The sequence below is a fragment of the Paenibacillus sp. fava2 genome (genome assembly GCF_058313675.1).
In genome coordinates, this window is sequence record NZ_CM177755.1 from 312,089 (window position 1) to 324,268 (window position 12,180).

Genomic DNA, 12,180 nt, shown 5'->3' on the forward strand with positions numbered 1-12,180 from the left:
AAGACATCATGAGTGAGCGGCTGCTCTCTGTTGAGGATCTGCAGGTATCGTTCTCCACCCGTGACGGTGAGAATCAGGCTGTGCGGGGTGTGAGCTTCCATATCAATGCAGGCGAAACCGTCGGGATAGTCGGAGAATCCGGCAGCGGCAAAAGTGTAACTGCCAAAGCGATCATGTCGCTGATTACTCCGCCGGGCCGGATCACCTCCGGCAGGATTCATTTTCAAGGCAAGGAACTGACCGGCCTTTCGGAAAAAGAGTGGCGGAAGCTGCGCGGTAACCGGATCGCCATGGTCTTTCAGGACCCGATGACCTCGCTGAATCCGGTCAAAAAAATCGGCCAGCAATTAACGGAAGTCATCCGCAGACACCGCGGATTAAATAAAGCGGACGCCAATAAGGAAGCGGCGGAAATGCTGCGCCAGGTCGGCATCCGGGACCCTGAGCAGCGGCTGAACCAGTATCCGCATGAGTTCAGCGGCGGGATGCGCCAGCGGGTCATGATCGCGATGGCGCTCTCCTGCCAGCCGGAGCTGCTGATCGCCGATGAGCCGACCACGGCGCTGGACGCGACCATTCAGGCGCAGATTCTCGACCTGTTCAAGGAGCTGAAGGGCAAGTCGGATACCGCAGTCGCGCTGATCACCCACGATCTCGGTGTGGTCGCACAGGTCTGCACCCGGGTTGTCGTTATGTACGGCGGGCTGGTCATGGAGGAGGGGACGGTTGAAGACATCTTCTACCGCCCGCAGCACCCGTACACACAAGGGCTGCTGCGCTCGATTCCGAAGCGCGGCGGCGGCTCGCGTGAGCGGCTCATTCCGATCGAGGGCACACCGCCCGATCTGCTGAACCCGCCTCCGGGCTGCCCGTTCATGGAACGCTGCCCGCATGCCTTTGAGCGCTGCAGCCAGCGCCCGCCGGTGACCGAGCTGTCGCCCGGGCACCGCTCGATGTGCTGGCTGGCGGATGGCGCGCAGCCGGCGGCACCGGCTGTGGAAGGAGGCATCACACAGTGAGCGAGAGCAAGATATTAGTAGACGTAAATAATCTGAAAAAGCACTTCTCCAAGGGCAAGGATCTGCGCGGACGTGATACATCCGTGCTCAAGGCAGTGGACGGTGTCAGCTTCCAGATCCGCCGCGGAGAGACCTTCGGGCTGGTCGGCGAGTCGGGAAGCGGCAAGTCAACGGTCGGGCGCTGCCTGCTCCGGCTGTACGATTACACGGGCGGTGAAGTATCCTTTGACGGGCAGCCGCTCGGCCGCCTGGGCGAGAAGCAGCTGAAGCCGTTCCGCAGACGGATTCAGTCGATTTTCCAGGACCCTTACTCCTCGCTGAACCCCAGCCTGAATGTGCTGGATCTGATCAGCGAGCCGATGAAGATTCATGGCGTATATCAGGGCGATGAGCGCAAGGAAGCTGTAGCTGCACTGCTGGAAAAGGTAGGCCTGAAGCGTGAGCATCTGTACCGCTACCCGCATGAGTTCAGCGGCGGTCAGCGCCAGCGCATCTCTATTGCCCGGGCGCTGTCGGTAAGGCCGGAGTTCGTCGTCTGCGATGAGCCGATCTCGGCGCTCGATGTCTCCGTCCAGGCCCAGGTGGTCAACATGCTGGAGGATCTGCAGGCCGAGTTCGGGCTGACCTACCTGTTCATCGCCCATGACCTGTCGATGGTCCGGCATATTTCCGACCGGATCGGCGTTATGTACGGCGGGCGGCTGGTTGAGGTAGCGGACAGCGATGAGCTGTATGACAACCCGCTTCATCCGTACACCAAAGCGCTGCTGTCCTCCATTCTGGAGACAGACCCGCTGAAGGCGACCCAGCGGATTCATCTGGACGGCTTCTCCGTCTCACGGGGCGAGGGCGAGGCAGCGCCGCTGCAGGAAGTTAGCCCGGGCCATTTTGTAGCTTACGATTTCAAGGAATTAACAGGAGGTAATGATATGACGGAATCAGTGAATAAAGTCAAATTATCGCAATGGGATGCCTTGCTGCTTGAGTCGCTGCGCGGACAAGGCTGGACGGATGAGCAGCTGCTCGGGATTCCTTCTGCAGCAGAGCTGCCGGAGGATAACAGCCCGTTTGAATTCGATTATAAGCAGCTGGCTGCCTTTGCGGCTGAGAAGCCTGAGGAGTACCGGCAGGCTGTAACGGAAGGGTACCAGATCAAATACAACACCATCCGCGGCATCCGCAGCTGGATTCTGGTTGCGCTCGGCAAGGAGCCGAAGCTGGAGCTGGAAGAAGGCAAGGAAGCGGTGGAGGCTGAGCTGACGGCAGACGAAAGAATCCGCGTGGAGCAGGTTCTGTCCTTCGGCTGGGCGATCCGTCCCGCTGATCCGCAGAAGGACGGCGTTTACCGGATTGAACCGGTTCAGCGGTAACAGCTTATTGAATAGAAGAACAGCCCTCCGGGATGATGCCGGAGGGCTGTTTATATTACATTTGTGTTGCGGAAACAGGAAACAGGGATAAACACAGCCGGGGATGCATGAAATAGACTAAGGGAAAAGAGACGGACGCCGCGCCTCAGGACTACATATTCAGCTGAATCTTGCGGGTGCTGAGCACGCCGTCCAGTCCGGTTGGGTCCGCGCTTACTTTATGGGCCACAAAGGCTTCGGCCCGCTCTGAAGTGCGGATACGCACCGGCTTGGTCTCCATATGCACCAGCTCCCACATCACGTCCGCTACGGACTCCGCTGTCTGCGGCTCCACATTGCGCTGCAGAAAGGCTGCGGTGTAGGCATCGATTACCGGCTTATATTCATCCTCCAGAATACCGCCGGTGCCCGCTACATGCCCCATCACCGTTTTGGTGAATTCGGTAGCAATGGCTCCCGGCTCCAGCAGGGTTACATCAATGTTGAATTGCGGCTTGTAATAGGTAGCCAGACTTTCGAGCAGTCCTTCTACCGCAAACTTACTGGCACAGTAAATTTCGTTCATCGGCTGGCCTACAAGGCCCCCTACACTTGAAGTCGCGATAATATGCGCATATCCGCTCGAACGCAGCAGCGGCAGCGCCGCCCGGATGGTGTGCATCACCCCGTACACATTGGTGTCGAATACGCGGTGGATGTCTTCCGCCGGCGCCTGGCCGAGGGCACGGAGATAGCCGAAACCGGCATTGGCGAACAGCACATCCAGCGAGCCTTGCTCAAGCGTAATCCGGTCAATGACCGTCTGGATGCTGGCCGGATCGGTAACCTCCAGCTGCACGAAATGCAGATTATTTTCCTCACGGTAGAGCTCCTGATCGCGCTCCGGATGGCGTGTCCCGGCATAGACAGTCCAGCCTTCCCGGGCGAAGCGAAGAGCTGTAGCCAGGCCGATCCCGGAGGATGCACCGGTAATGCAGATGATTTTTCCCATATTCCTTTTGCCTCCTGAAATTAAGTTAAGTTACAAATGTTTACACATTACAGCATAAAGCGGGTGCAGCTTTCTTAAGTTTACATAAAGACTGCATTTTCGCGTGTTTTTGCGGACACCTTATGTTGTAGGATCGTTTTCATTACGGTAGACTATAAAGGAGTCTATAGTTGTAAGCGAATGGAGAGGAACAATGGAAGTGTTTAAGCGTTATTATGCAAACTTGACGGTCCGGCGCTTTGGGATTCTGGTGCTGATCGGTCTGCTGCTCTACAGTATCAGAGATATGCTTAATTTGGTACTTCTGACGTTTTTGATTGCCTATGTGATGAACAGCTTCCAGGTTCTGCTGACGAAGCGGATCAGCAAGTTTATCAAAGTGAACAGCAAGGTCATTATTGTCATTTTGTATCTGGCCCTGATCGCGATGATTGTGCTTGCCCTGGTTAAATATTTGCCCAAAGTGTTCGAGCAAGTCAAGCAGTTAACCACTTATCTGAGTAACCTGACTTCTGATGACATCCCGCAAAACCAGATTACCCTGTATCTGTTTGATACGCTCAAGGACCTTAATTACCAGTCCTACCTCAAGGGCGGGATAGATTATGTGTTCAAAATCAGCAACTGGGGTACCACCTTCGTATTATCCACCATTCTGAGCTTTGTTTTCATCCTGGAAAAAGGCCGCATTGTCAGCTTTACTTCCCGCCTGAGAGAGAGCAAGATTTCCTGGTTCTACGTCGAGCTTGAGTATTTCGGCAAAAAATTCATTTCCTCCTTCGGCAAGGTTATTGAGGCACAAATCCTGATCGCGCTGTTCAATACCGTGTTCACCGTTATAGGGCTGTGGATTCTGGGTATGTTCTTCTCACCGTTCCCTTACCTGTTTGCACTTTCCATCATGATTTTCCTGCTCAGCCTGATTCCGGTAGTCGGCTTTGTTATCTCGCTGGTTCCGCTCTGTATCATCGGCTATAATATCGGCGGGCTGGAAATGGTTATTTATGTACTGGCTATGATCGCCGTTCTGCACTTTATGGAGGGTTACTTCCTCAATCCGAAGCTGATGTCCTCGAAGATGAATCTGCCGATGTTCTACACCTTTATCGTGCTGCTCTTCTCGGAGCATTACATTGGCGTATGGGGACTGATCCTGGGGATTCCGATCTTCGTCTTTTTCCTGGATATCCTTGATATTACCCGTGATGAGCCTCCCAAACTCGTGAAGTGACCGGAAGCAAATTGCATATATAAGAAAAGGCAACCCGTAAGCAGAAGCTTTCTGCCGGGCTGCCTTTTTTGCATGTTTATTAATAGGTTCGGCTTAAGTACGGGAATGCTAGCTCTAAGTATCCGGATCAGCCAAAGGTAGTTGCGACGCTCTGTGTTACAAGCTCTCTCAATTCGGCTTTTTGGGCTGTGTACTGCTCAGCCGTAATACTGCCGCCGGCCAGCCGCAAATCCAGCTGTTCCGTCAGCTGGGCGATCTGCAGGTTAATGACACTGTCGATATTGCCGCCGCCTTCTGCTGCGATATCCTTAAGGGATTTGCCCTCGTATAACGATTCATACAGCTCTTCATCGGAGGACTGGTTCAGTGCGTCCAGCAGCTCATCCTTATCTGCCACCGGGGCCGAAGTGGACCATTTGGCTACCGGTGAAGCAAGGGCGGCGGTTCTGCCCCAGGCGGTTCCTCCAAAAGACATGGCGACAATCATTGTCCCGACAATCATCACTCGTTTTATATTCATGTAAATATCCTCTTTTCATAATGTAATATATCGGTAAGGGGTCATAGGCTGGGTCAGTTAGGATAAGTATGCTTAAGTGCATTATAACCGGCAAAGCTGAGGCTAAGCTTAAGTCCGGTTAAAGATTACCTAAATAATGGCGCTCCGCTTGGGTTAGGGCGGTGAACCAAGGTATACTGTCAGGAGGAACGCAGAACGGTTATTAAGAGAAGCAGGGCCAGATAGTAAATAAACCATAAGGGTAAGGGGTGAACCGCCCGTGAATAAAAAAGTGCTGGTTGTCGACGATGAACAGAGCATTTCCAGCGCAATCGCCTACGCACTCCGGCGGGAGGGCTATGAGGTGGATACGGCAGGCGACGGCGAGGAGGCGCTCTCCAAGGTGCAGACCTTCCGGCCGAATGTATTGGTGTTGGATGTGATGATGCCGAAGCTGAGCGGCTATGATGTGTGCCGGCGGCTTGAGAACCGCGATGATATCGGGATTATTCTGCTGACGGTCAAAAATGATATTGTCGATAAAATCGTCGGTCTGGAGCTGGGCGCCGATGATTATATGACGAAGCCGTTCGAAATCCGCGAGCTGCTGGCCCGGGTAAAAGCGCTGCTGCGGAGGCTGGAAAAGAAGACGGGCGAAGCTCCCGCCGAGCTGCTGGAATACGGCGAGCTGCGGGTGTATCCTGAGCGGCGTTCGGCTGAGCTTAAGAAGGAGGAGCTGGAGCTGACGCCGAAGGAATTCGATCTGCTGCTTCTGCTGCTCTCCCACCCGCAGCGCGTGTATATGCGGGAGGAGCTGCTGGAGCAGGTCTGGGAGATGGATTATGCCGGCGGCACCCGCACGGTGGATATTCATATCCAGCGGCTGCGCAAAAAGCTCGGCGAGCCTTACCAGAACATGCTGCAGACCGTGTACGGGGTCGGCTATAAAGCGGTGCCGGCCGGGAGCTACCCGTGAGATTCAGCATTAAGCTGAAATTCAGCCTGTTCCTGGGGCTTCTGCTCATTCTGGCAGTCAGCGTGCTGAGCTATCTGGTGCTACGCGGGGTGGAACGCAACGAGCAGGTACAGGCGGAAGCCTCACTTGCCCAGCACGTCAAAACGGTCAATCTGCGGGTGAAGCAGGCCTATTATACCGGTGTGCGCCTTGAACCGCAGCAGTTCCTGCAGCGGCGCGGCCGTGAATTGGCCGCTGAGCTGGCCGGCTTCACCGGTCTCGAAGTCACGCTGTACGATGCCGAGGGCGGGCTGGTAGGAACCTCGGTGCAGGGTGTGCCTGCGTCCGGAAGTCCAGGCACATCGGATGCACTGGCTTATGCACTTCAGGACAAGGTTGCCTACCAGAGCAAGGGTGACAAGCTCCTGTATCTGGCCCCGCTGCAGGGGCCTGAGGCACAGATGGGTGTAGTGCAGCTGCAGTATTCACTGAAGAATGCCCAGGCCTTTCAGCAGACGCTGCGGAATCTGTTCCTGACAACCGGCGCGGCTGTGCTGCTGCTCAGCTTCATCACCGGTTATCTGTATTTCAGCCGCGCGGCGGCTGCGATCAGCCGGCTGAAAAGGTCGGCGGAATCGATCCGCCACGCCGAATATATCTCCGCCCCGCCGGTGAAGCGCAAGGATGAGCTGGGCGAGCTGGCGGAGGGGATTTATTACATGAGCCGGGAAATTGAATCAAGCATTGCCGCCAAGGATGAGGAGCAGCGCAAGCTGCAGCTCGCCATAACCAAGCTTCAGGCGCTGGAGCAGCAGCAGAAGCAATATATCGGCAATATCAGCCATGAGTTCAAGACGCCGCTGACCTCGATCAAGGCTTATGTGGACCTGCTCAATATGTATGACGATGACCCCAAGCTGCTGTTTGAGGCCAAGACCAACATTGCCAAGGAGACAGAGCGGCTCTATGAGATGGTGGACAAAGTACTGCAGCTGACTGCGCTGGAGAAATATGATTTTGAATCGCAGGCAGAATTGCTGGAAGTATCCGAAGGGCTGCGCGATATTTGCGGACGGATGAACGGCAAGGCGGAACGGTTCGGGCTGACGATAACCCTTGAGGCAGAGCCTGCGCATATCTGGATCGATAAAGAAAGCTTCATGCACATCTTCATCAATCTGATTGACAATGCAATCAAATATAATGTGCCGGACGGGGCAGTCAAGCTGCTCAGCAAGGTGCACGGGGAGCAGGTGGAGATTACAGTCAGCGATACCGGCATCGGTATTCCGGCAGAGGCGCGGGACAAAATTTTCGAGCCGTTCTATACGGTCAACCGTGACCGGGCCCGCGCATCAGGAGGCACCGGGCTTGGGCTGTCACTGGTCCGCAATCTGGTGGAGAAGCAGGGCGGCAGCATTGTTCTGCTGGAGGCGGAGGGCACGGGCTCGGTGTTCCGGCTTTCTTTTCCGCTGGTGAAGTAAAGTTTACAAGTTGGAAACATCCTGCAGCGGTTTGGAAATAACTTTCGGCTATTGTAGGTGCATCAACATTGTAGGGGGAAGCGATCATGAGCAGACAAGCGGGCGGCAGGGCGGTTCATACAGGGCTGCTGGCAGTGGTGAGCCTGGCTGTTGTACTGTCTGTGACGGCATGCCGTTCAGGGGATACAGAGGCACGGCAGGTCATTGAGAAGGCCGGCACAAAGATTACGGTGATGGATAATACCAGTGAATCTGTGTATACCAGGCTGCAGCTGGAGGGCATTGATAAGGTAGGGGGAGTGCGCGGGCTGGATTGGGTCAGTGAGGACGTCATTGTGGTTGATAAGGAAAACAAGAGCCTGGCCCCGCAGCTGATTGAAGGTACCGAACAGTATCCGCATAATCTTTATCAGCAAAATCTTTCTACCGGGGCGGATACGCCTCTGCAGGAAGGGGACCAGAATTACGGTGCCGCGCAGGTGTCCCCCGATAAAAAATATGTTTTTTATAAAGAAACCAATGAAATGGTAGGCCTCGGATACATCCTTGGTCTGGAATCCGGCTCTCCAGTCAAGGTGGATGAAGCGCCGTTCCGGGTAGAGGAAGGGGAATGGGCGGATGAGGGCCATGTTATTTTCCCCGGCATGGACGGAATCATCTACAGAACAGATGTGCAGGGCACAAAAGAGACGGTGGTAGAGACCGGTGAGTCCTACGTGCATGAGGTAGTGCAATCCGGCAATATCATCTACTACGTGACCGGGGAGGATATGAAGCTGACCGCTTACGACACTGATTCAAAGCAGCCGAAGGTGCTGAAACAAAGTGTGGTCTGGGTTGTTCCCTCTCCGGACGGCAGCAAGCTGGCCATTGTGAAGCGGACGAAGCCGGGAGAGATGGTGCTGGTGCTCTGTGACAGCGAGGGCAACGAGCAGACGGAGCTGGCCTCCGGCCAGCAGGTGTTCGGAACCAGCTGGTCTCCGGACGGCAGCAAGCTGGCTTATTCGCTAACCGCGGAGAATCCGGCGGATGACCAGAACGGGGTATTCATTACCGAGCTGGACAGCGGGGAACAGACCCAGCTGCTGGGGGATATTGAGATTGCCGACCAGCTGCGCTGGAGCCCTTCCGGCAAGAAGCTGCTGGCTTCAGCCTCCGTGCTGAAGGATAACAAGTACGAGTTCACGACTTATGTGATCAGACTGTCCTAATGTTAATAAAAAGCGCCTGCGGTATGGCTTTCGCTCATACAGCAGGCGTTTTTTCGCCGTTATTGCGGAATCAGCTGGCTGATCTCGTTCAGCAGACCGTTAATCTGGCTGATCGTTTCCGGAATGCCTGTGGATTCGAAGGCGGCCTTGCCTTCCTCGAGATTTGTTGCGGCCTGATCCAGGCCCTGCTGGAGCTTATCGTTATAACCAGTAATCGACTGGTGCAGGTCGGCTGCATATTCCGGAACCTGAAGATTGGCGTAATCAGAAATCTGTTCCTTCAGGGCATTAAGCCGTTCCATCAAAGCTTCTTTGGCCTGCGGATCTGTCGCTGCATCCGTCGCCAGCGTCTCCATCTCCTGCCCGAATTCGGTTAAGGCCTGCATGTATGCAGCGGTGTCAGAAGCAAAGGTAACGCTGTTTTCCACCTTTTCGGCAAAACCGCAGCCGGGGACAATCAGCAGGACAAACAGCAGCAGGCCTAGTCCGTATTTCTTCATTTGCTTCACTCCTCATTGGTTTGGTATGTGCCAGGTTTACTTTAATTCATACGTCTTGCCGGCAGAGCGGGTTACGGGAAACATCATTAAATTACGATGAAAATACTATGAATGTAAGTTAAGAATGACAATAAATTAAAATCATACTTGACAGGTGGGATTAAAGGGGTATATGATAACACCAATAGTTCACCACTAATTAAATGAACAGTGAAATAATCACTTGAGCCGATTGGACCGCCAAAGGCTCCCGCAGTACTACCCTATGGAGGGAGTCTGCCGGGAGCCTTTTTTTGTATATTCGGGGTGGGGTTATTTTATCGGCCGATGGAGGAAAGCAGGGATGGTATGACAGATGATCAGTGGGAGCAGCTGGAGGAGGCTGACTATTTGTTCCGCAGAATGGTGCGGAGATTCGTAAAGGAACGCGACCGTGTGAATGTGGAGGGCATTGCCCTGCCGGGCATGCTGATTCTGAACAAGATTATCCGTGACGGGGAGCAGCGGCTGGGCGATCTGGCCGAGGAGCTTGACTTCACTTCCGGTGCGATCACGGCGCTGAGCGATAAGCTGGAAGCCGGCGGGTTCACTGTCCGCAGGCGTAAGGAAGATGACCGCAGGACGGTGCTGCTTGATATTACAGCGAAGGGCCGGGAATTGGTTCAGCGCAACAGCAGTATCGGTGAACGATGTATTACGCTTCTGTTCGAGGGCTTTACAGAGGAGGAGCTTGCCCAGCAGAGCCGCTTCTATGAGCGGATTACCCGGAATCTGGAGGGATTCTCGGATACACTGCTGGAGCTGGCCAGACAGAAGGCCGAAGCGCCCCCGCCTCCGGCTCCTGAACAGAAGCCGCGGAGAACCGCACCGGATAATAAATATTTGAGTTACTGATAACAACGAGAGATAGATATATAGAGTTAGAGTGTATGCTGCAAAATCAAGCGCAGGCTAGGAGAAGAGTTTTTACGAAGACTGCTTGGAGTTTGGAGTGTGTCAGCACAAGAATGTTGATTAGCTAACGAGTGTGGAAATGAGAAACTGGAATGGCTCTAGAATGGCTTGCCGAGCAAACTAAGTGGAAATTAGTCATCTATTTCAGGTTCAGGCGACGAAATGAAGAGATTAGGTGGAAAAAAGCTACTTAGTTTTAATGTTTTCGGGCTTATGGGAGGTTTGCAGTCCAAATAAGTGACGATTTTCCACCTAGTCAGCACACATGGTACGAAATGACGGAATTAGGTGACGAATATCCAACTAGATGTTGCCTCTGGAGGCCAGGAGGAACTTATGCTCACAAAAAACTAAGCGTATGCTTCCGAAGTAAGTTTTGTACGAAGCAAACGCAGGAAGCCTATGCTCACAAAAAACTAAGCAAATGCTTCCGAAGCTAGTTTTTGTACGAAGTAAACGCCAGAAGCATACGCTCACAAAAACTTTTAAGGAGAGATCATATATGGGACACTCAACCATTTACCCGACAGGAGCTACCTTATACAACCCGGCCAAGGCATGGAGCGGCTATACCGTCTACCAGGCGGGCGAGGAAGGGGTCGTGCTGATTGACATGAACGGCAAGGAAGTCCATCTGTGGCAGGGGCTGCTGGGCTTTCCGGCCAAGATCCTCCCAGGCGGCTATGTGCTGGGCAGCACAGGCAGAAGAGATCCGAAATTCGGCATCCAGGACAATGTCGATCTGGTCCAGGTAGACTGGGACGGCAATATTGTCTGGAAGTTTAACGGCTATGAGCACATCGAAGACCCAGGCTATGAGCCGCTGTGGTATGCCCGCCAGCATCATGACTATCAGCGTGAAGGCAATCCGGTAGGCTACTATGCTCCGGGGCTTGACCCGCAGGTGCACAGCGGCAAGACGCTGATCCTGGCCCACAAAAACCTGCATAACCATGAGATTTCCAACAAAGAGCTGCTGGATGACACGATCCTTGAAGTGGACTGGGACGGCAACATCGTCTGGGAATGGAAGGCCAGCGACCATTTCGCCGAGCTTGGCTTTGATGAGGCGGCGCGCAATGTATTGTTCCGTGATCCGAATACCCGCTCCTTCGGCCATCTGGGCGGCGGTGTAGGCGACTGGCTGCATATCAACTCGGCCTCCTATGTAGGCCCGAACAAGTTTTACGACAATGGGGATGAACGCTTCCACCCGGACAACATTATCTGGGATGCCCGTGAGGCGAACATCATCGCCATCACCGACAGGGCAACAGGTGCGATTGTCTGGCGGCTTGGACCCGACTATTCCCTGCCTGACGTGAAGCATATCGGCTGGATTATCGGCCAGCATCATGCCCACATCATTCCTAAAGGCCTTCCGGGCGAAGGGAATGTACTTGTATTCGATAACGGCGGCTGGGGCGGTTACGGCTTGCCGAACCCGGTATCCCCTTTTGGCCAGAAAAATGCCGTGCGCGACCACTCACGGATTCTGGAGATCAACCCGGTTACTTTTGAAATTGAGTGGCAATACACCTCGGCAGAGGCCGGCTTCTCCGTCCCGACCGATTCTTACAAATTTTACAGCCCGTATATCAGCTCTGCCCAGCGCTTGCCGAACGGCAACACATTGATTACGGAAGGTTCAAACGGCCGCCTGTTCGAGGTAACCGCAGAGCATGAAATCGTCTGGGAATACGTCTCGCCTTACACAGACCGCCGCAATACCAACATGGTGTACCGTTCCTACCGCGTGCCTTACGCCTGGGTTCCGCAGCTTGCGAAGCCTCAGGAAACCGAGATCGAACCAATTGATGTAACGACCTTCCGGGTACCGGGTGCAGCGCCAAAAGGCTCGGATTCTGTAGTAAGTGTAGCGACAACTCTGCCGTTCGTGGAGGGGGCCGCTTGCGTGGCTACGGCGGATGAAGGTGTGCTGCAGCGCAAGGGTTAGCCCATTAAT

The 12,180-nt window shown here is 54.2% G+C and carries 10 protein-coding genes and 1 pseudogene; 8 read left to right on the forward strand and 3 right to left on the reverse strand.

Going from position 1 to position 12,180, the window contains the following annotated elements:
* The first annotated feature begins 8 nt into the window (after positions 1-8).
* Together AC4G46_RS01410 and AC4G46_RS01415 are read left to right on the forward strand one after the other, a co-directional pair.
* The gene (locus AC4G46_RS01410) at positions 9-1,019 is read left to right on the forward strand and encodes an ABC transporter ATP-binding protein (RefSeq protein WP_491126361.1); all 1,011 of its coding nucleotides are present in this window, start codon (positions 9-11) and stop codon (positions 1,017-1,019) included.
* Positions 1,016-1,918, forward strand: a pseudogene (locus AC4G46_RS01415) (ABC transporter ATP-binding protein); the annotation flags it as partial. The gene AC4G46_RS01410 and the pseudogene AC4G46_RS01415, both read left to right, overlap by 4 nt.
* Before the next feature lie 622 nt (positions 1,919-2,540).
* On the opposite strand, the gene AC4G46_RS01420 reads toward AC4G46_RS01415, so the two are convergent.
* Complete coding sequence (locus AC4G46_RS01420; RefSeq protein ID WP_491126362.1) at positions 2,541-3,380, reverse strand: SDR family oxidoreductase; 840 nt, start codon at positions 3,378-3,380, stop codon at positions 2,541-2,543.
* A gap of 193 nt (positions 3,381-3,573) precedes the next feature.
* Between AC4G46_RS01420 and AC4G46_RS01425 the strand changes: the two genes are divergently transcribed.
* Positions 3,574-4,611, forward strand: coding sequence for an AI-2E family transporter (locus AC4G46_RS01425; protein WP_491126363.1), 1,038 nt, complete (start codon positions 3,574-3,576; stop codon positions 4,609-4,611).
* Between the two features lie 127 nt (positions 4,612-4,738).
* On the opposite strand, the gene AC4G46_RS01430 is transcribed toward AC4G46_RS01425, so the two are convergent.
* Complete coding sequence (locus AC4G46_RS01430) at positions 4,739-5,131, reverse strand: hypothetical protein (protein WP_491126364.1); 393 nt, start codon at positions 5,129-5,131, stop codon at positions 4,739-4,741.
* A 259-nt stretch (positions 5,132-5,390) separates the two neighbouring features.
* On the opposite strand from AC4G46_RS01430, the gene AC4G46_RS01435 reads away from it, so the two are divergent.
* The 3 genes from AC4G46_RS01435 (at position 5,391) to AC4G46_RS01445 (ending at position 8,760) form a co-directional block, all read left to right on the forward strand.
* A complete protein-coding gene (locus AC4G46_RS01435) occupies positions 5,391-6,086 on the forward strand; it encodes a response regulator transcription factor (protein WP_491126365.1) in 696 nt (231 codons plus the stop codon).
* Positions 6,083-7,549: a sensor histidine kinase gene (locus tag AC4G46_RS01440; RefSeq protein ID WP_491126366.1), complete on the forward strand. Its 1,467-nt coding sequence runs from the start codon at positions 6,083-6,085 to the stop codon at positions 7,547-7,549. The genes AC4G46_RS01435 and AC4G46_RS01440 overlap by 4 nt, the downstream gene beginning before the upstream one ends.
* A gap of 86 nt (positions 7,550-7,635) precedes the next feature.
* Positions 7,636-8,760, forward strand: a complete 1,125-nt coding sequence (locus AC4G46_RS01445; protein WP_491126367.1) for a TolB-like translocation protein — start codon at positions 7,636-7,638, stop codon at positions 8,758-8,760.
* A gap of 59 nt (positions 8,761-8,819) precedes the next feature.
* Here the strand turns inward: AC4G46_RS01445 and AC4G46_RS01450 are convergent, their stop codons facing one another.
* Positions 8,820-9,260 carry a DUF6376 family protein gene (locus tag AC4G46_RS01450; RefSeq protein ID WP_491126368.1) on the reverse strand — a complete coding sequence of 147 codons (441 nt, stop codon included), beginning with the start codon at positions 9,258-9,260 and terminating at the stop codon, positions 8,820-8,822.
* A 348-nt stretch (positions 9,261-9,608) separates the two neighbouring features.
* Between AC4G46_RS01450 and AC4G46_RS01455 the strand changes: the two genes are divergently transcribed.
* Complete coding sequence (locus AC4G46_RS01455) at positions 9,609-10,154, forward strand: MarR family winged helix-turn-helix transcriptional regulator (protein WP_491126369.1); 546 nt, start codon at positions 9,609-9,611, stop codon at positions 10,152-10,154.
* Positions 10,155-10,716: 562 nt separating this feature from the next.
* A complete protein-coding gene (locus AC4G46_RS01460) occupies positions 10,717-12,171 on the forward strand; it encodes an aryl-sulfate sulfotransferase (protein WP_491126370.1) in 1,455 nt (484 codons plus the stop codon).
* Positions 12,172-12,180 lie beyond the last annotated feature (9 nt).

Excerpts from the sequence above, each read along its gene's own strand:
- AC4G46_RS01430 (WP_491126364.1), bottom strand. The coding sequence starts at position 5,131 with ATGAATATAAAACGAGTGATGATTGTCGGGACAATGATTGTCGCCATG.
- AC4G46_RS01450 (WP_491126368.1), bottom strand. The coding sequence starts at position 9,260 with ATGAAGAAATACGGACTAGGCCTGCTGCTGTTTGTCCTGCTGATTGTC.
- AC4G46_RS01420 (WP_491126362.1), bottom strand. The coding sequence starts at position 3,380 with ATGGGAAAAATCATCTGCATTACCGGTGCATCCTCCGGGATCGGCCTG.
- AC4G46_RS01455 (WP_491126369.1), top strand. The coding sequence starts at position 9,609 with ATGACAGATGATCAGTGGGAGCAGCTGGAGGAGGCTGACTATTTGTTC.
- AC4G46_RS01460 (WP_491126370.1), top strand. The coding sequence starts at position 10,717 with ATGGGACACTCAACCATTTACCCGACAGGAGCTACCTTATACAACCCG.
- AC4G46_RS01445 (WP_491126367.1), top strand. The coding sequence starts at position 7,636 with ATGAGCAGACAAGCGGGCGGCAGGGCGGTTCATACAGGGCTGCTGGCA.
- AC4G46_RS01410 (WP_491126361.1), top strand. The coding sequence starts at position 9 with ATGAGTGAGCGGCTGCTCTCTGTTGAGGATCTGCAGGTATCGTTCTCC.
- AC4G46_RS01425 (WP_491126363.1), top strand. The coding sequence starts at position 3,574 with ATGGAAGTGTTTAAGCGTTATTATGCAAACTTGACGGTCCGGCGCTTT.